Origin of the sequence: Luteimonas wenzhouensis, from assembly GCF_007859305.1 — a bacterium.
GTDB lineage: Bacteria > Pseudomonadota > Gammaproteobacteria > Xanthomonadales > Xanthomonadaceae > Luteimonas > Luteimonas wenzhouensis.
This window is the reverse complement of record NZ_VOHE01000008.1, coordinates 76105-95153: the sequence shown is the minus strand read 5'-3', so window position 1 is coordinate 95153 and position 19049 is coordinate 76105. Positions and strand designations below refer to the sequence as shown.

The following is a 19049-nucleotide window of genomic DNA, read 5'->3' as shown; positions in this document are numbered from 1 at the left end:
GCGCATCCCGGGGCGGGGAGACGGGCAAGCTCAGTCGGCGGGCACCGGCGTGGGACCGGATGACGGCTCCAGGCCGCGGGCGCGCCGCACCAGGCGCGCGGTGCCGGCGCGCAGGTCGTCGAGGATCGCGTAGATCGTCGGCAGGAACAGCAGGCTGACCACGGTCGAGAACGCCAGGCCACCCGCGATCGCGCGCGCCATCGGGAAGTACGGCGGCATGCCGTCGGGCGTGTCGGTGTGCAGCGCGATCGGGATCATCGCCAGGATCGCGGTGCCCATGGTCATCATGATCGGGCGCAGGCGCTCGCGGCTGCCCTCCACCAGCGCCTCGGTGCGCGGCACCCCGCGCCGGCGCAGGTTGTTGATGTGCTCGATCATCACGATGCCGTTGTTCACCACCACGCCCATCAGCACCAGGATGCCAATCACCGCCATGATGTTCATCTCGGTGCCGGTGATCCAGAACAGCCAGTACACGCCGAAGATCGAGAACACCACGCAGGACATGATCGCGGTCGGGAACAGCAGCGACTCGAACACCGCCGCCATGATCACCAGCATCAGCACCAGCGCGATCATGATCGCGCGCACCAGCTGGTCCATGCCGTCGAAATTGATGTTGAAGCCCATGCCCGAGAAGGTGTAGCCGTAGCCGGGCGGGAACTCGATCCGGTCGAGCGCCGCCTCCACCGCGGCGCGCGCCTCATCCATCGGCACGCCCTGGGCGATGCCGGCCTCGATCCGCAGCATCGTCTGCCGGTTCAGGCGCTGGATCGAGGTCGCCGCCGGGCTCACGTCCACGTCGACCATCGCCAGCAGCGGCACCTGGGTGCCATTGGCCGCGCGCACCGTGAACCCGGACAGGTCCTCGATCCGGTAATGGTCGGAGCCCGCGAAGCGCACGTTCACCGGCACCTCGATGTCGCCGCGGTGGAAGTCGCGCAGCGAGGAACCGCGCAGCGCCATGCCCACGAACTGGGCGACGTCATCGGCGCTGAAGCCGTAGGCGGCGGCGCGTTCGCGGTCCACCCGCACCGACAGTTCGGTGTTCGCGTCGCCGGTGTCCACGCGCACGTCGCGCAGCTTCTCGTTGCGGGAGAGCAGCGGCACGATGTCCTCGGCCAGCTGCTTGAGCACCTCGGTGGAATCGCCCACCAGGCTGAAGCGGATGCCCTGGCCGTCGCTGCCCATGCCGCTGGGCCAGCCGATGCCGAGCTTGGCCCGGGCCGACTGCGGCAACCCCTCGCGCACCTGCTCCTGGATCTGCTGGTGCAGCTCGCGGTCCTTGATCGTCAGGTAGAGCCGGGTGAACGCCCAGCCCTGCTCGCTGTAGCGGCTGTAGACCTTATCGATGTGGAAACGCTCGCGGTTGGCGTTGACGAACTCTTCCACCCGCGCCACCTCGCGGCCCATCTCCTCCTTGGAGTAGGCGCCCTTCCACTGGTAGAAGATGTTGATCTGCCCCGGATTGCTGTCGTCGCCCCCGCCCTTGGTGTTCATCATCGGCACCACGCTCACCATCGAGATGGCGAGGATCCCGGCCACGCTCCAGCCGCGGTGATCGAGCGTCCAGCGCAGCAGCCGCGCATAGCGCTGCTGCATCCTGGTGATGAAGGGAGATCGCACCGCGGGCGGGGTCTTCATCCGCGCCGAGAGCATCGGGATCAGGCTCACCGCCACCAGCCAGGACGCGAGCAGCGAGACCGAGATCGTCACCGCCAGCTGCGCGAGGTAGATGGTGATGATGTTCTTCTCGCCGAAGATCATCGGCAGGAACACCACGCAGTGGCACAGGGTGCCGGCCGACAGCGCGATCGCCACGTGCCGGGTGCCGATGATCGAGGCCAGGACCGGCCGGTCAGGGTACTTCTCGCGCTCCTGGTAGATGCTCTCCACCACCACCACCGCGTTGTCGACCAGCATGCCGACCGCCAGCAGCAGGCCCATCATCGAGATGATGTTGAGGGTGATCCCGGCGAAGTACATGAACCCCAGGGTCATGATGAAGCAGATCGGGATGGCGGCCGTCACCATCAGCGTCGACGGCCAGTGGCGAAGGAACGCGTACAGGACGATGACCGACAGCGCCAGGCCGATCGCGCCCGCCTCGGCCAGCGCCAGCAGCGAGCTGGTGACCGCCTGGCCCTGGTCGTCGATGATCTCGATCTCCACCCCGCGCAGTGCCGGGTCGTCGGCGAGTTCCTCGAGTTCGGCGCGGACCGCCTGCGAGAGGTCGACGAGGTTGGCCGCGCGCTCCTTGTAGATGTCCACCCCCACGCTCGGCCGGCCTTCGAGCTGGCGCACGTAGTTCATCCGCTGCGGCCTGAGCTCGACCGTGGCGACGTCCGACAGGCGCGTGCCGCGCTGGTCCAGGCGTAGCTCGCGCAGCGCCTGCAGCGACTCGAGCTCGCCGCGCGGCTGCACCCGCAGCCGCTGGTTGCCCTGGGTGATCTGCCCGGCCGAGACCGAGAAGTTGGCCGCCTGCAGCCGCTGGACCAGGTCGTTCAGGGCCACGCCGTGGGCCACCAGCCGGTCCTTGTCCAGCGCCACCAGCAGTTCCTGGGGCGCCACGCCCTCGATTTCCACCCGGGCCACCCCGGGCAGCCGCTCGAGCTTCTGCTTGACGTTGCGCTCGATCAGTTCGGCCCGGGCGCTCAGGTCCTCCCCGCTGGTCAGGCGCAGGTGCATCGCCTCGCGGTCGCTGGTGCTCCAGCGGTACACGAAATAGCGGCGGAAGTCGTCGGGCAGCTGGTCGCGGACCGCGTCGATGCGCTCGCGCGCTTCCGAGGCGGCGATGGCGATGTCGCGGTTCCAGTCGCTGAACTCGACCTGGATCTGCCCGCCCTCGGCATTGGCGCGCGAGTTCATCGACTTGATGCCGGACATCGTCGACAGCGCCTCTTCCACCGGCCGCACGATGTTGCGCTCCACCTCCTCCGGGGTGGAGCCGGCATACGGCAGCCAGACGAAGAAGAACGGGATCGTCGCCTCCGGCTCGGCCTCCATCGGCAGGCGGAAGGAGGCGATCAGGCCGATCACCACCATCGACACGAACAGCATGATGGTGGTGACCGGGCGGCGGATCGACAGCTCGGTGATGTTCATGGCTCAGCCCCGGGCGCCGGCGGGGTCGAACGGGTCCTGCTCGCCGGCCAGCACCTCGGCCACCTGGGCCGCAGTGCGGCGGGCGCGCCTGCCGCGTTCGGCGTAGTACTCGTCGGGCTTGCGGTCGAGCAGGTCGTACACCACCGGGATCACCAGCAGGGTCAGCAGGGTGGAGACGAGCAGCCCGCCGATCACGGTGATCGCCATCGGCGAACGCACCTCGGCGCCCGGGCTGCCGAACAGCGGGGCCAGCGCCAGCGGCATGAAGCCGAACACCGCGGTCAGCGTGGTCATCATGATCGGGCGCAGGCGCGAGCGGGCGCCTTCGACCAGCGCCTCGCGCTTGGCCACGCCGGCCTCGCGCAGCTGGTTGACCTTGTCGATCAGGATGATCGCGTTCTTGACCACCAGGCCGACCAGCAGGATCAGGCCGATAAACACCACCACCGAGATCGGCGAGCCGGTCAGCAGCAGCGCCGCGATGGCGCCGACCAGGGCCAGCGGGATGGTGAACAGGATGACGAACGGGTGCAGCAGGGATTCGAACTGCGAGGCCATCACCAGGTACACCAGGAACACGGCCAGGCCGAAGGCGAACAGCAGCGAGCGGACCGAGTCGTCGAGTTCCTCGCCCTGGCCGCCGATGCGCATCTCCACATCGGTGCCGATCGGGTTCTCGGCCACCATCCGCTGCACCTCGGCCACCGCCGTGCCCAGGTCGATCCCGCGCAGGTTGGCCGACACGATCGCCACCCGGCGCTGGTCGGCGCGGTGGATCTCGCTCGGCCCGGTAGTCGAGACGATGTCTGCCACCGACGACAGCTCGACCGGGTTGGAGCGGGTGGGATTGACCACCAGCCGGCGGATGTCGTCGACCGACGAACGCTCGGACTCGCGCACCCGCACCAGCACGTCGATCTTGCGGTCGCGGAAGCTGTAGCGGGTGGCCACGTTGCCGCGCACCTTGTCGACCACCGCGTCGGCGATCTGGCGCGTGGTCAGGCCCAGGGCCGCGGCCCGCTCCTGGTCGAACACGACCTGGATCTCGGGGAAGCCCTGCTCCACCGTCGACTTCACGTCGGCGTAGTGCGGATTGCCGCGCAGCAGTTCGGCCAACCGCATGCCCGCTGTCCGGATCGACTCCAGGTCGCTGCCCTCGATCTCGATCTCCAGCGGCGGCGAAAGCGAGAACAGCTCGGGGCGGGCGAAGTCGACCTGGGCCGAGGGCCAGGCCTGCATCGTCCTGCGCAGCTTCTCGATCAGCTCGGCCTCGCGCGAGGTGTCGTCCATCACCACGGTGAGCTTGCCGATGTTCTCGCCGCTCTCGGTCGGGCTCGCGTCCAGCCGGGTGCCGGTGCCGGACACGCCGTACAGCAGGCGCACGCCCGGCTCGCCGGCGTGGCGCTCCTGCACCTCGCGGATCAGCGCGTCGGTGCGCGCCAGCGGCGTCCCCGGCGGCAGCTTGGCGGTCATCTCGAAGCGGTCCTGGGCCAGCTGCGGGATCAGGTCCATGCCCATGAAGGGTAGCGCGGCCAGGGTCGCGGCGAAGGCCAGCGCGGCGAACGCCAGCACCGCCCGCGGGCGCGCGATCGCTTCCGGCAGCATGCGCAGGTAGGCGGCCTCGGCGCGGCGATAGGGCGCCATCGACAGGTCGCTGGCCTTGCGCATCGCCGGCCCGACCACCGCAGCCAGCAGGCGCCACAGCCGCACCACCAGCCAGGCCATGCCGAAGAACGCCCCGCGCACCGTGGCGCCGACGCCGCGGCCGGTCGCCGCCAACGGCTTCTTCCAGCGGCTCTCCGGGTACCAGCGCGGATGCGGCGCCTCTTCCGGGAAGGCCAGCGGCGGGCGCCCCTTGAGCGAACTGAGCATCGGCACCAACGTCATCGACACCAGCAGCGAGACCGCGATCGCGATCGAGACCGTCAGCGCCTGGTCGCGGAACAGCTGGCCGGCGATGCCCTCGACGAACACCAGCGGCAGGAACACCGCGATCGTGGTCAGGGTGGACGCCACCACCGCCATGAACACCTCGCGGGTGCCGGAGATCGCCGCCTCGAGGATGCCCAGGCCACGCTCGCGCGCCTTGGCGACCGACTCGAGCACCACGATCGAGTCGTCCACCACCAGCCCGGTGGCCAGGGCCAGTCCGCCCAGCGACATCAGGTTGAGGCTCAGCCCCAGCTGGCCCATGAAGAAGAAGGTGGCGATGATCGACACCGGCAGCGACAGCGAGATCACCAGGGTGCTCCAGCCGTCGCGCAGGAACAGGAAGATCACCAGCACCGCGAGCATGCCGCCGATCGCGGCGTCGACCTTGACGTCGTGGACCGCCTGGCGGATGAACACCGACTGGTCCTCGACCACGGCCAGCTCGATGCCGCGCGGCAGCCGCTCGCGCACCTGCTCCAGGCGCTCATGGAGCGCGTCGGCGGTGGCCACGGTGTTGGCATCGCCTTCCTTGTAGATGGCCAGCTCCACGGCCTCGTTGCCGCCGCTGCGGATCACCGCCTCGCGCTCGCGGTGGCCCTGGCGTACCTCGGCCACGTCGCGCAGCCGCACCGGCGCCGCGCCGCCGCCAGAGCCGTCGTTGCGCAGCGCAGCGATCACGTTGGGATCGCGGCTGCCCAGGATCGCCAGCATCAGCTGGCGGTTTTCGCCGGTGGCCTGCTGGGGCGCGGAGCCGCCTGCGGTAGTGAGCAGCATGTCGCGCAACTGCTCGACGCTGGCGAACTGGTTGACGGTGCGTACCAGGTAGCGGCGCGACCCTTCCTCCAGGCGCCCGCCCGACAGGTTCACGTTCTCCTGCCGCAGCCGCTGCACCACGTCGCCCAGCGACAGGCCCAGCTGGGCCAGCTTGCGCTGGTCGATGTCCACCTGGATCTCGTCTTCCAGGCCGCCGCCCACCTTGACCGCGGCCACGCCCGGCACCGGTTCGAACCGGCGCTTGAGGTCGTCGTCGGCGTAGCGCCGCAGCTCCATCAGCCGGCGCAGGGCCTCCGCCTCGTCGCCGTCCTCCACGGTCGAGGACAGCGCCAGGCGCATGATCGGCTGGGTCGAGGGATTGAACCGCAGCAGCACCGGCGGGCTGGCCTCCAGCGGCAGCTGCAGCGTCTCCATCTTGTCGCGCACGTCCAGGCCGGCCTGCTCCATGTCCGTGCCCCAGGCGAACTCGAGCACGACGTCGCTCTGGCCGGTGCGCGAGATCGACTTGAGCTTGCGCAGCCCCTTGACCACGCCCAGCGCCTCCTCGGCCGGCTGCGAGATCAGCGTCTCCACCTCGGAGGGCGCCGCGCCCTCGTAGTCGATCCGCACCGTCAGCGTCGGATAGCTGAGGTCGGGCAGCAGCTCGACCTTCAGCGAGGACAGCGAGATCAGGCCGAACAGGACCAGGGTCAGGGTCATCATCGCCACGGTCACGCGGCGACGGGTGGAGAACTCCACCAGGCCCGAACCGCCGGTGGAGTGGGAATCGTGCGGAGCCATCAGTTGCCTGCCTGCTTCGCGTCGGTCGCGGTGTCGGCCTTGGCGGCCACGGCCGCGGCGGCCTCGTCGCCGATCACCTGCACCAGGCTGCCCTCGCGCAGCGCGGCCTTGCCGGCCACCACCACCTTGTCACCGGCCTCCAGGCCGCTGCGCACCTCCACCCAGCCGCCGTCGGAGTAGCCCAGCTGCACCGGCACGCGCGAGGCGGTGCCCTCGCGCACCACGTACAGCGCCGGCTCGCCGCCGTCCTCGAGCAGGGCCTCGCGCGGGACCACGAGCGCATCGGCGCGCTGGTCGTAGTTGATCGACAGGCGGCTGAACATGCCCGGCTGCAGCTCGCCGTCGCCGGCGAAGCGGGCGACCACGCGGAACGTGCCGCTGCCGGTATCGACCACCGGCGACACCCGGTCGACCACGCCGGCGAAGCGCTTGCCGGGCAGCGCGTCCGCGGTCAGCTCCACCGCCTGGCCGGGCTTGAGCTTGGCGAGCTCGCGCTCGGGCACGTTGAGCGTGGCCTCCAGGTGGCTGGCGTCGACGATGCGGAAGATCGGCGAGTTGATCTGCACGAAGTTGCCCGCCTTGATGTCGCGCGAGGCGATCACCCCCGAGATCGGGGCCACTACCGTGGTGTAGGACAGCTCCAGGTTGGCCAGCCGGTTGGCGGCGCGGGCGTTCTCCAGGTCGAACCGCAGCTGGTCGAGGTCGTTGGCGCTGACCATCTGCTGCGCGGCCAGCTGCCGGGCGCGCTCGTAGTTGGCCTCGAGCTTGCGCAGCTGGGCCGCGCTCTGCGCCGCCTGCAGGCGCGCCCGGTCGGCGTCCAGGCGGACCAGCGGCTGTCCGGCGCGCACGTACTGGCCCTCCTCGACCAGCACCTCCAGGGCCACGCCCGAGGTCTTGGCCACGACCTGCGACTCGGCGCGCGCCTCGAGCGTCGCGGTGTTGGCGTAACTGGCCGCGATCGCCCGGCGCTCCACCACGGCGACCTCCACGGGGATCGCTTCGGGGCCCTTCGCCGCGTCGTCCTTGGCCTGGGCCGGGGCTCCGCCGCCGCATCCGGGCAGCACGATGGCCATGGAAAGCGCGGCCACGGCCAGCAGCGGCCGGAAGCGATGAAGAATGCTGTTCTTGTGCATGGAAGTGCAGAGCCCCTTTGGTGTTGTAGCAAGGTATATCACCTCGCCAGACGGCGGCATCCGCCGAAGGTCATGGTGACTCCCGGCCGGTGCGGCAGGACGAAGCCGGCGTAACGAACGTGACGCGACGGCGGCGGCGGGTCTCCGGACCGATGGGTGCGCTGCGCCCCGGGCGGCTCCAGCGCCCGGCGGAGCGCGCCGACCCGGGTGCGTTAACAGCCGAAAGGTCGCAGGCTATACTGCGCCGATTGCGCGATGTCGGGGCCTCCGGCGCGATCGCGATACACCAGCCAGACAGCCATTCAAGGATTGCGGACCCTTCCATGACGCGACCGTTGACGATCGCCGCCGGCCTTGCCGTCGCACTGTTCACCCTGGCCTCGCTGCCACTCACCGCGTCGGCACAGGACGCCGCGCCCCCCGCCTCCGGGGAGGCCGAACCGGCCGCACCGGCCGAGGCGGCGACCACCGCTCCGGTCGGAAATCCCGAAGCGGGCCGCCAGCTGACCTACACCTGCCTGGGCTGCCACGGGATCACCGGCTACAAGAACGTGTACCCGACGTACCACGTCCCGATGATCGGCGGACAGTCGGCGCTCTACCTCACCAACGCGCTCAACGAGTACCGCAACGGCACCCGCCGGCACCCGACCATGGAGACGCAGGCCCGGAGCTTCTCCGACCAGGACATCGCTGACATCGCCGCCTTCCTGTCGGAGCTGAGCCCATGATCCATCTGTCCCGCATCGGCCGCCTGGCGGCCGCCAGCCTGCTGGTCCTCGCCATCGCCGCCTGCGGCGGCACCGCCGACGACGCCGATGGCCGCCGCGCCACGTCGGTCGCCGGGCTTCCCGACGGCCGCGTCTCCGAAGGCGAGATCCTGGCCAATGCCAAGGGTCCGGCGACCGGCCAGTCGTGCATCGACTGCCACGGCGAGGACGGCAACGCCCCGCTGGACGACAGCTATCCCAGGATCGGCGGCCAGTACGCCGACTACCTGGCGCACGCGCTGCACCAGTACCGCGAGGGCCGGCGCGAGCATGCGCTGATGTCGCAGCAGGCCGCGCACCTGACCGACCAGCAGATCGCCGACCTGGCGGCCTACTTCGGTTCGCGCCCGACCCAGCTGCGGGACCTGCACGGCGTCCACTGACCCCGACGCCCCCCGCGACCGGACAGGCCCGCCATGCGCGGGCCTTTTCGTGTCCGCACGCCGGGCGCGGCGCAAGGGCCGGTCGCCTCGGCAACGTCGTCACGCGATTTCCGTGGGCGCCCGGCCGGCGTCCCCGGGGGACGATCCCGCGGCCGCGCCCACCGCACGGCCGGACCCCGGCGATCGGCTAGAGGCTGTCGGGATCCTCGTGCAGTTCGCGCTTGAACGGCACGTCCGGCGGCGGCCGCTGCTCGGCGTCGACGTCCAGCAGGTTCGGGTCGGTGATCCCGCAGGCGCCGCCCAGCATCAGCATCGCCACCGTGCAGCGGATGCGCTTGCCGGTTCCCGGGATCGGGATCAGGACCTCCTTGATGCTGCGCCGGACCCACTCTTCGAGCAGGGTCTCGTGCGGGATCCAGAAGCGGTCGAGCGAAGTCGGCTCGTAGCCGATGGGCGGCCGCTTGAGCCAGGTGCCCATGCGGTCGATCTTCTCGTAGTCCTCGGTGATCGTGCCCGGCGGGAGTCCGCCGCCGACGCGACCGGTATTGCCGGCCAGCCGCGGCCGGCCCTCGGCATCGAACAGCCCCGACGGGCTGCCCGCCTGGCCGCCGGGGACGTTGCGGGTCGAGTCGCCCCAGTCATCGCCGCGCCGTGGCGAGGGCAACGCGCCCGGCCGCGCCGCCGGTTCGAGGCCCGCGCCGGCGGTCGTGCCGGTGGGCGAGGCGCCCTGCCCAGCCTCGCGGGTTCCGCCCGCTGCCGCGGCCCCGGCGGTGGCCTGCGTGCCGGGTGCCGTCGCCCCGGCGCTCTGCTCGCCGCCGCCCTCGTCGACGCCACTCCCCGGCTCGGGCGCACGCAGTTCGATCTCGCGCTCGGCCAGCGCCGGCCCCTCGCTGCGCAGTTCCGGCGCCGCCGGCAGCGCGGACGGCGCACGCAGCTCGACCACCGGCGCCGGCGCCGGCAGCGCCCGCTCGACGAGTTCCACGTCCGGCTGGCCGAGGTCCGGGACCGCGATTTCGCGCTGCGGCAGGGGCCGCACGGGGGGCGGCGGGCTGGCCACCGGCACCTCCACCATCTGGATCTCCGGCGTCGGCAACTGCAGCCCTGGGGTGGGGAGCGTGGGCGTGGGCAGCGCCTCGAGCGGCGGCACCACCAGTTCGAACTCGGGCTCGGGCTGCACCGGCTCGGAGACCACCAGCGGCGGTTCCACCGCCGGCGGCGGCGCCTGCTCCGCGGGCGGCAGCGGCGGCGCCTGCGCGGGCGGGGGCGGCGGTGCGACGCGCGCCCCCGCCGCGGACGCCGCCGCCGGGGCCGGCCGCGCGGCACTCGCCGCCTGCGCCGGGTCGGGCTGCTCGGCCTGCCGTGCGCCGCCCCCCGCGTCTTCCGGCGTGCCGTCGCCGATGAATTCCACCTGGATGACGTCCTCGCCCGGGCGTTCGTCCTGTTCCCCGCCGGGGAAGCTGGCCACGGTGAGCAGCACCATCAGCTGCAGCCACAGCACGTGCAGCAGGATCGAGGCGGCCATCGACAGCCTGCGCGCGCGGCGGTCGGGCGCGGGCCCTTCGCGCCAGTCCTGGCGCCACAGTCGCCGGAAGGCACCGAGCGTGCCGATCCGCGGGTAACCGGTCGGGAAGCGAGGCTCGCGCACCAGCATGGCCGCAACCAGCTGCTGCACCGGCAGCCGCGACGGCCGCGCCTCGACCGAGGCGGTCCGGAACCAGGCATCCCAGGTGGGCGGGAATTCCCCCGCCGGGCGCAGCGGCCGGATCGAGCGGCCCCGCCGCATCAGGCGCAGTGTCGCCTCGACCAGCTCACCGGACGAGAACACGCGGGCCGTGGTCCGTCAGCCCGCGCCGCGGGGCATGTAGGGCGCCGTTCCCGTGTCGTGGTCGGTCGCGTCGCGGACCGCCGTGACCCCGGGCACCTTGTCCTTCAGCGTGCGTTCGATCCCGTTCTTGAGGGTGACATCGACCATGCCGCAGCCATGGCAGCCGCCGCCGAAGCGCAACACCACCACGCCTTCGGCGGTCACTTCCTGCAGCGACACGTGGCCGCGGTGCTGGGCCAGCTGCGGGTTGATCTCCGATTCGATCAGCCAGCGCACGCGCTCGACCAGCGAGGCCGACTCCGGCGGCGCCTCGCCCTTGATCTTGGGCGCGCGGATCTGCAGCTGGCCGCCGGTCGCCCGCGCCTCGTAGTCGATGCGGGCGCCGTCGAGGAACGGCGCGCTGGGCGCATCGAGCCAGAGCGTGAAACCCTCGCAGTCGATCGCCCATTCGTCGCCCTGCAGTTCGTTGGGGGCCGCGAACTCCAGGCGTACGTCGGCACGTGGCGTGCCCGGCTGGACCGCGGCCAGGCGCACGCCGATGCCGGGCGTGGCCTCGCGTTCGATGAGCTTGCGGAAGTGCGCCTGGGCGCTGTCGGAAATCTGGATCATGGCCTGGCTACCGGTTTGCACTATTCTAGCCCCGCCCCGCCGCGCACGCCCCGCGTCCGCCCATGCCCGTTCCCGGCGCCGTTCATGCGCGGCGCCGCCCGCAGGAGAACCCGCCATGTCGGACCTCGTCCCCCTCGCCCAGGCCCGCTGCACCCCCCGCCGCGGCCGCGAACACCAGCTGGGCGAGGCCCGGATCCGGGAACTGCTGCCGCAGGTCCCCGGCTGGGAACTGGCCGAAGACGGCCGTGCGCTGGTGCGGACGTTCCGATTCGACGACTACCACCGCACCATGGCCTTCGTGAACGCGCTGGCCTGGATCGCGCACCGCGAGGACCACCACCCCGACCTCGGCGTGCACTACGACCGCTGCGTCGTGCGCTGGTCCACCCACGACGTGGGTGGACTGAGCGAGAACGACTTCATCTGCGCGGCCAAGGCGAGCGCGCTGGCCGGCTAGACGGCGGCGGGCTGCGGCTCAGCCGAGCCGGTCGAGGACCTCGCCCAGCTCCGGCGCCAGCGGCGCGTTGAGCACGTAGGGCACGCGTCCGCCCTCGAGCGCGAACTCGAGCGAGGCCGCGTGCAGGAACAGCCGCCGCAACCCGGCCTGGTCGCGCAGCCGGCGGTTCGCGTCCGGATCCCCGTATTTGGCGTCGCCGGCCACCGGATGGCCGATGTGGGCGGCGTGGACGCGGATCTGGTGGGTGCGGCCGGTCTCGATCCGCACCTCGCAGTAGGAATGTCCGCCGCGCCGCTCCAACACCTTGAAGTGGCTGAGCGAAGGCTTGCCGTCCCCGCGCACCTGGACATGCCGCTCCCCGCCCTGGCGCAGGCCCACGTGCAGCGGCGCGTCCACGCTCATCACCCCGTCGGGCATGCGCCCGGCCAGCAGGGCCAGGTAGCGCTTGCGGATCCGTTCGCCGCCGGCGCGCGGATCCTCTCGCATCAGCGCCTGCAGCTCGCGCAGGGCCGAGCGCTTGCGGGCGACCACCATCAGCCCGGAAGTGTCGCGGTCGAGCCGATGGACCAGTTCCAGCTCCTCGCCCGGCCGCAGCGCCCGGAGGGTCTCGATGACCCCGAAACCGATCCCGCTGCCGCCATGGCTGGCCACCCCGGCGGGCTTGTTGATCGCGAGCAGGCGCGCGTCCTCGTACACGATGCTCGCCGCCATGGCCTCCATCAGGCCGGCGGCCGGTGCGCCCCGGTCCTCCGGCGCCTCCAGCCGGACCGGCGGGATCCGGACCTCGTCCCCCGCCTCCAGCCGGGTCTCGGCCCGGGCCCGGCCCCCGTTCACCCGCACCTGGCCGCTGCGCACGAGCTTGTAGACCAGCGACCTCGGCGCCCCCTTCAGCTGGCCGAGCAGGAAGTTGTCGAGCCGCTGGCCGGCGCGTCCTGGGTCCACCTGGACCAGGCGGACGCGGCCGCCCGGCGCGTCCGGGTTGCGGGTGTCATTCATCGTCGGGTTTATCTGTTACACTCGCGGCGCGAGATAAGGTGCTGATTTCGCTGGGAGATCACGGGCCGAAAGCCCGCCTTCCGCGAGGCCCGTGCCAGTGCGCGGCCACCGCCCCAGGGGCGGCCATGTTAGCGGCTGCACGGCAGTTCCGGATATCGTCCGTTGCCACGGCAGCGGTGCTGAACATGTCCCGCGTGGCGCGAGCGCCGGTCCCGGAAGGGTCGGAGCGAGGAGCCGCCGGCCCTGCAACACTTTTGATTGAAGCGCTCCCGCGGTCCGCCGTGGTGTCGTAGCGCTGGAAACCCGGGATCGCCGCTGCGCTTGCGCGGCTGGCGGCCAACCGAAGCTCCAGGCGAAACGCCCCGGCGTTCCGCGCGCCTGCACACGCTCCCGAGGGGGCGCGCGCAGCGGCAAGCGCAAGGAACGCATACAAATGAAGCGAATGCTCATCAATGCCACGCAGGCGGAAGAATTGCGCGTGGCGATCGTCGACGGCCAGACCCTGTATGACATCGACATCGAACAGCCGTCCCGCGAACAGAAGAAGTCCAACATCTACAAGGGCCGCATCACCCGGCTCGAACCCTCCCTCGAGGCGGCCTTCGTCGACTACGGCGCCGAGCGCCACGGCTTCCTGCCGCTGAAGGAAATCTCCCGCGACTACTTCCAGGCCGGCGCCGACCACCGCTCCGGCAACATCAAGGAGCTCCTGCGCGAGGGCCAGGAGGTCGTGGTCCAGGTCGACAAGGAGGAGCGCGGCAACAAGGGCGCCGCCCTGACTACGTTCATCTCGCTGGCCGGCCGCTACATGGTGCTGATGCCCAACTCGCCCACCGCCGGCGGCGTCTCGCGCCGGGTCGAGGGCGACGACCGGGCCGAGCTGAAGAAGGCCATGGACGCGCTGCAGATCCCGGACGACATGGGCGTGATCATCCGCACCGCCGGCGTCGGCCGCGACGCCGAGGAGCTGCAGTGGGACCTGGACTACCTGCTGAGCATCTGGCGGGCGATCGCCGAGGCCGCGCTGAGCAAGCCGGCGCCGTTCCTGATCTACCAGGAGTCGCGCCTGATCACCCGCGCCCTGCGCGACTACATGCGCGCCGACATCGGCGAGATCCTGGTCGACACCCCCGAGATGTACGAGGAAGCGCGGGAGTTCGTCGAGCAGGTGATGCCGCACAACCTGCGCAAGCTCAAGCATTACACCGACGACGTCCCGCTGTTCAACCGCTACCAGATCGAATCGCAGATCGAGAGCGCCTACGAGCGCACCGTGCGCCTGCCCTCCGGCGGTGCCCTGGTGATCGACCAGACCGAGGCGCTGACCGCGATCGACGTCAACTCCGCCCGCGCCACCAAGGGCAGCGACATCGAGACCACCGCGTTCAACACCAACCTGGAGGCGGCCGACGAGGTCGCGCGCCAGATGCGCCTGCGCGACCTGGGCGGCCTGGTGGTGATCGACTTCATCGACATGGACTCGTCCAAGCACCAGCGCGAGGTCGAGGCGCGCCTGCAGGCCGCGCTCAAGTACGACCGCGCGCGCGTGCAGCTGGGCCGGATTTCCAAGTTCGGCCTGCTGGAGATGAGCCGCCAGCGCCTGCGCGCGAGCCTCGGCGAGTCCAGCCAGATCGTCTGCCCGCGCTGCGAGGGCCACGGCCGCATGCGCAGCGTGGAGTCGCTGAGCCTGTCGATCATCCGCGTGGTCGAGGAGCACGCGATGAAGGACAACACCGGCCAGGTGCTGGTGCAGGCGCCGGTGGAGATCGCCAACTTCCTGCTCAACGAGAAGCGCAGCGCGCTGGCCGAGATCGAGAAGCGGCACAAGGCGCCGATCGTGATCGTGGCCGACGAGCAACTGCAGACCCCGCACTACGAGGTCACCCGCATCCGCGAGAACGAGCTGGGCGAGGAGACCTCGCGCCCCAGCTACCAGCGTGGCACCCCGCGCAAGGTGGCGACGATCGCGCTCAACAAGAACAACCTCAACATTCCGCCACCGGCGGTGACCAACGTGCGGCCGCCGACCCCGGCGCCGGTCCGCGAGCCGGCACCGGAGCCCGCGCCCGCGGCGCCCGCGCGCCCCGCCGCGCCCGAACCGGCGCCGGTGGCGCAGGCGGTCGCCGCAGGGAGCCTGCTGGGATGGCTCAAGCGGGTGTTCGTCGGCGAACCGGCCCCCCAGGCGGCCGCGCCCGCCCCCGCGTCTCAGCCCCAGCGCGAGCCGCGCGGCGCCTCGGCCGAGCGCAGTGGCCGCGGCGGACGCGGCGGGCGCAACGGCAAGGGCGCGCGCCGCGATGGCGGCGCCCAGGCCGATGCCGGGCAGCAGAAGGACGCGCGCCAGGCATCGCGCGGCCAGCAGTCGCGCCAGGCGGCCCAGCCCGCCCAAGCGCCCGCCGCCAGGAAGCAGAAGCCTGCTCGCCAGCCCCGCGCCGCCGAGCCGGCCGAACAGCCGCAGGCCGCGACCCGGGCTGCGGCGGAGACCGAGACCGCCGCCAGGCCGTCGCCGGCCGCGGCCGCGGCTGCGCCGGCCGCGCCGGCCACTTCGCCGTCGCCAGCCCCGGCGCCCGAGCCCGCGGCCGAAACCGAGGCCGTGGCCAGCACCACCACCGCTGCCGATACCGAGGCCACCCCCCCCGCTGGCGAGGAAGGCGCGACCACCGGTCGCCGCCGTCGCGGGCGCCGCGGCGGTCGCCGCCGCCGTCGCGGCAGCGGCGAAGCCGCCGGTCTGGCCGCCGCGGATGCGGCTGACCAGGCCGATCGCGAGGGCGAGGACCAGGACGAAGCGGCATCGGCCACCGCCCCGGCGCCGCTCGGGAGCCAGCCGGAGTTCGAGTTCGAAGAGCCCGCCGGTGCGGCGACCCGGCCCCCGGCTGACGGTCAGGTCGCGGCGACCACGCCGGCCGACGCGCCCGGCCCTGCCTCCGCAGCCGATAGCGGCGTCATCGTGACGGCTACCGAAGCCGGGACGGAGCCGGCGCAGGCCACCGCTGGCGCTCCCCCGGCTGCCGGCGCCACGACGGGCGCAGCGGCGCCTGCCGCGGACACCACCGCCGACGTGGCGGCGTCCCGGGCGCCCGAGACCGCCGTGGGCACGGTGCCGCAAGCCGCGCCGCTTGCGCCCCCGGCGCCGGAGGCCACCGACGATCCGGCTCCGGTGGGCACGCCCGCCGGCGCCCCCGTGGCGCAAGAGGCCGCAGTGCCGGCGCCCGCTGAAGAGCCTGCGGTCGGGCAGGAGCCGCCGACGCCGGCCGAGGCTGCAGCCGCCGCGGTCGCGGATACGGCAGCCACCGCGCCGACGCAATCACCCGCGGAATCACCCGTGGAATCGCCAGCGGAGTCGCCTGCGGATCCATCCGCGGAATCGCCCCTGGCCACGGCCACCGACGCGCCCCCCGGGCCCGCCCCTGCACCGGTCGATCCGGCACCGGTCGCGCCCGGCCTGTTCGACCCGCCCGCGCAGGAGGCGTCTCCCGCCAAGGTCGATGCCATCAGCGATGGCGATGGCGACGACGCGGCCGAGGCCGAGGCGCTGGCCGGCGCCGGAGGCAAGGACGTTGCCAGCGGCGAGGAGGCCCCGCCCTCCGGCGACGGCACGGCGGACCCCGCCGCCGGCCAGGGCGCCCAGCGCAGCGCCTGACGCCCAGCGACGACGCCTTCCCGGCTGCCCGGCTGCCCGGCTCCTCCGGGCAGCCGGGCACGGCGGCCGGGACCGCCATGCGCCCCGTCGCCCACCGCCGACGGGGATCGGGGCAGCGCCGACCGACGCCCCGGCTCGACCGGTTACAGCGCCAGCGCCGGATCCAGCAGGCCGTACTGGCTGGCCAGCCGCGCCAGCGCGATGCTGTCCTCGATCCCGAGCTTCGCGAACAGGCGCGACTTGTGCGTGTTGACCGTCTTCGGGCTGAGGCTGAGCCTGCGTGCGATGTCCTCCTGGCGCATGCCCTGCACCAGCAGCATCGCGATCTCCATCTCGCGCGGCGACAAGGCGTCAAAGGGTGACTGCTCGCCCGCGATGCCCGACAGCGCCAGCTTCTGCGCGATCCCGGCCGCGAGGTAACGCTTGCCGCGGGCCACGTCGCGCACCGCGCGCAGCAGTTCGGCCGAATCCCCGCCCTTGCCGACGTAGCCGGCGGCGCCGGCTTCGATGAGCTTGCGCGGCATCGGCCCGTCCTCGAGCACCGACACCACGATCACGCGCGCATGCCCGCCCTTGACCACGCGCTCGGTGACCTCCAGGCCACTCATGCCGCCCGGCAGGTGGAGGTCGCACAGCACCACGTCGGGCTTGAGCCTGCGGATCAGCGGCAGCGCCTCTTCGCCGGTTTCGGCCTCGCCGACCACCTCGATGTCGGTTTCACCCGAAAGAATCATGCGCATCCCTGCGCGCACTAACGCATGGTCGTCGACCATGAACACACGGATCGTCATCCCTGTCGTCCCCTGACAACCGACTCGCGAGGCTAGCGCCTAGCGCCGGCCGCGTGCAAGCCGCGGCTTCGCAGGCCCGGCTCGTCCCCCATCCGCGCCCATGGGAGACTGCCGCACCACCAGCGCGCCCGCAGAGACAGCCCGCATGGACCCCGAACGCCGCGACGCCCGCATCCGCCGCCTGGGCGCGGACGACATCCCGACGATGCGTGCGATGAACGCGATGATGGGCGAGGCGTTCGACCAGCGCGACGTCCATGGTGCCGCCCCGCCCGACGACGGCTACCTTCGCGCCCTGCTCGGCGACGACCGCTTCATCGCGCTGGCCGCGACCTGCGACGGGGACGTGGTCGGCGGCCTGGTCGCCTACGAACTGCGCAAGTACGAGCAGGCGCGCAGCGAGGTCTACATCTACGATCTCGCGGTCGACGCCGACCATCGCCGGCGCGGCATCGCCACCGCGCTCATCGATGCGCTGCGGCCGATCGCGCGCGCCTGCGGCGCATGGGTGGTCTACGTCCAGGCTGACCCGGACGACGGGCCGGCGATGGCGCTGTACGCGAAGCTGGGCACGCGCGAGGACGTGTGCCACTTCGATATCGGAGTGGATTGATGCCGCGGGGAGTTGGCGGAGAGAGTGGGATTCGAACCCACGGAAGGTTTGACCCTTCGCCGGTTTTCAAGACCGGTGCCTTAAACCACTCGGCCATCTCTCCGATAGCGCTGCCCACTCGGCTTGACCAGCGGCCACGCCGCACGCCGCCCGGCCGGCGCCGCGTGCGTCGGCCGGGCGCCGCTCCACCGGTGGGGGGCGTCAGGACATTGTCGCATGCGCGGCAGGCGGCTCGGGATGCTGGACCGGACGCACCGGCCGGGTGGCGTCCTGGCCGTTGCCGCAGCTGCGGCAGTTGAGGCTGGACTCCTCGATCAGCGGCGGCAGCTTCTCGGCGAGGAAGTCGATGAACACCCGCACCGCCGGCAGCATGCCGCGGCGCGAGGCGAACACCGCGTGGGCCACGCCCTGCGGCAGGCGCCAATCGGGCAGCACCACTTCCAGCGCGCCGCTGCGCACCGCGTCGGCGCACATGGTTTCGGGCAGCATGGTGATGCCCAGCCCCTGTCGCGCCAGGTCCATCAGCATCGGGAAGTCGAACCCCGACACCCGCGGCTTGAGCTCGATCCGGCGCACCTCGCCGTCCCGGCCCTGCAACTCCCAGCGATGGCGGCCGTCATCCTCGCCCATCGTCATCGAGGTGTGCGAGGCGAGGTCCTCGGGCACCCTGGGACGGCCGGCCTTGTCCAGGTAGCGCGGACTGGCCACCAGCAGCTCCTGGATCTGGCCGAAGGTGCGCATCACCAGGCTGCCGTCGTCGTCGAACTTGGTGCGCACGCGGATCGCGACGTCGAAGCCTTCGTTGATCACGTCCACCCGGCGGTTGCTCACGTGCATCTGCACCCGCACCTCGGGGTAGCGGGCCAGGAACTCGGGAAGCAGCTTCGGCATCAGCTGCTGGGCGATGCCCACCGGCACGCTCACCTTGACCACCCCGCGCGGTTCGGCGCTGAGGCGGTCCACCACTTCGCGCGCGGCCGTGGCCTCGGCCAGCATCGACTGCGCATGGCGGTACACGCTCTGGCCAACGTCGGTGACGGCGAAGCGGCGGGTGGAGCGCTGCAGCAGGCGCACGCCCAGTTCGTTCTCGAGCTGGCTGATGCGCCGGCTCAGGCGGGACTTGGGGATGCCGAGGGCGCGTTCGGCAGCGGCGAATCCACCGTGGTCGACCACCACCGCGAAGTAGTACAGATCGTTGAGGTCCTGCACGATGGGCTCCTTTTTTGGAACAATGAGTCATATTT

The 19049-nt window shown here is 71.8% G+C and carries 13 protein-coding genes and 1 tRNA gene; 5 read left to right on the top strand and 9 right to left on the bottom strand.

Features of this window, described 5'->3' with window-relative positions:
• Positions 1-30: 30 nt before the first annotated feature.
• Genes FQY79_RS13345 through FQY79_RS13335 form a run of 3 tightly spaced genes read right to left on the bottom strand, consistent with a single transcriptional unit; the run spans position 31 to position 7724 of the window.
• Complete coding sequence (locus tag FQY79_RS13345; RefSeq protein WP_146313400.1) at positions 31-3105, bottom strand: efflux RND transporter permease subunit; 3075 nt, start codon at positions 3103-3105, stop codon at positions 31-33.
• A gap of 3 nt (positions 3106-3108) precedes the next feature.
• Positions 3109-6591, bottom strand: a complete 3483-nt coding sequence (locus FQY79_RS13340) for an efflux RND transporter permease subunit (protein WP_146313399.1) — start codon at positions 6589-6591, stop codon at positions 3109-3111.
• Positions 6591-7724: an efflux RND transporter periplasmic adaptor subunit gene (locus FQY79_RS13335; RefSeq protein ID WP_146313398.1), complete on the bottom strand. Its 1134-nt coding sequence runs from the start codon at positions 7722-7724 to the stop codon at positions 6591-6593. Before FQY79_RS13335 ends, FQY79_RS13340 begins: the two co-directional genes overlap by 1 nt.
• 323 nt (positions 7725-8047) lie before the next feature.
• Between FQY79_RS13335 and FQY79_RS13330 the strand changes: the two genes are divergently transcribed.
• Together FQY79_RS13330 and FQY79_RS13325 are read left to right on the top strand one after the other, a co-directional pair.
• Positions 8048-8455: a c-type cytochrome gene (locus FQY79_RS13330; RefSeq protein ID WP_146313397.1), complete on the top strand. Its 408-nt coding sequence runs from the start codon at positions 8048-8050 to the stop codon at positions 8453-8455.
• Complete coding sequence (locus tag FQY79_RS13325; protein WP_146313396.1) at positions 8452-8877, top strand: c-type cytochrome; 426 nt, start codon at positions 8452-8454, stop codon at positions 8875-8877. Before FQY79_RS13330 ends, FQY79_RS13325 begins: the two co-directional genes overlap by 4 nt.
• A gap of 187 nt (positions 8878-9064) precedes the next feature.
• On the opposite strand, the gene FQY79_RS15440 is transcribed toward FQY79_RS13325, so the two are convergent.
• Entirely contained in the window at positions 9065-10702 is a 1638-nt protein-coding gene (locus tag FQY79_RS15440; protein WP_186760052.1) for a hypothetical protein, read from the bottom strand.
• Positions 10703-10717: 15 nt separating this feature from the next.
• Entirely contained in the window at positions 10718-11311 is a 594-nt protein-coding gene (locus FQY79_RS13315; RefSeq protein WP_146313395.1) for an NfuA family Fe-S biogenesis protein, read from the bottom strand.
• A 115-nt stretch (positions 11312-11426) separates the two neighbouring features.
• Here FQY79_RS13315 and FQY79_RS13310 point away from each other — a divergent pair, with 115 nt between their 5' ends.
• Complete coding sequence (locus FQY79_RS13310) at positions 11427-11768, top strand: 4a-hydroxytetrahydrobiopterin dehydratase (protein WP_146313394.1); 342 nt, start codon at positions 11427-11429, stop codon at positions 11766-11768.
• 18 nt (positions 11769-11786) lie between these two features.
• Here the strand turns inward: FQY79_RS13310 and FQY79_RS13305 are convergent, their stop codons facing one another.
• Entirely contained in the window at positions 11787-12764 is a 978-nt protein-coding gene (locus FQY79_RS13305; protein WP_146313393.1) for an RluA family pseudouridine synthase, read from the bottom strand.
• Positions 12765-13197: 433 nt separating this feature from the next.
• Here FQY79_RS13305 and FQY79_RS13300 point away from each other — a divergent pair, with 433 nt between their 5' ends.
• A complete protein-coding gene (locus FQY79_RS13300; RefSeq protein WP_146313392.1) occupies positions 13198-16401 on the top strand; it encodes a ribonuclease E/G in 3204 nt (1067 codons plus the stop codon).
• A 143-nt stretch (positions 16402-16544) separates the two neighbouring features.
• On the opposite strand, the gene FQY79_RS13295 is transcribed toward FQY79_RS13300, so the two are convergent.
• The gene (locus tag FQY79_RS13295; RefSeq protein WP_146313391.1) at positions 16545-17192 is read right to left on the bottom strand and encodes a response regulator; all 648 of its coding nucleotides are present in this window, start codon (positions 17190-17192) and stop codon (positions 16545-16547) included.
• A 145-nt stretch (positions 17193-17337) separates the two neighbouring features.
• On the opposite strand from FQY79_RS13295, the gene FQY79_RS13290 reads away from it, so the two are divergent.
• On the top strand, positions 17338-17805 hold the full coding sequence (locus tag FQY79_RS13290) for an AAC(3)-I family aminoglycoside N-acetyltransferase (RefSeq protein WP_146313390.1): 468 nt from the start codon (positions 17338-17340) through the stop codon (positions 17803-17805).
• A gap of 13 nt (positions 17806-17818) precedes the next feature.
• Here the strand turns inward: FQY79_RS13290 and FQY79_RS13285 are convergent.
• Both FQY79_RS13285 and FQY79_RS13280 read right to left on the bottom strand, forming a co-directional pair.
• Positions 17819-17908, bottom strand: a tRNA-Ser gene (locus FQY79_RS13285).
• A 98-nt stretch (positions 17909-18006) separates the two neighbouring features.
• On the bottom strand, positions 18007-19014 hold the full coding sequence (locus FQY79_RS13280) for a LysR family transcriptional regulator (protein ID WP_146313389.1): 1008 nt from the start codon (positions 19012-19014) through the stop codon (positions 18007-18009).
• Positions 19015-19049 lie beyond the last annotated feature (35 nt).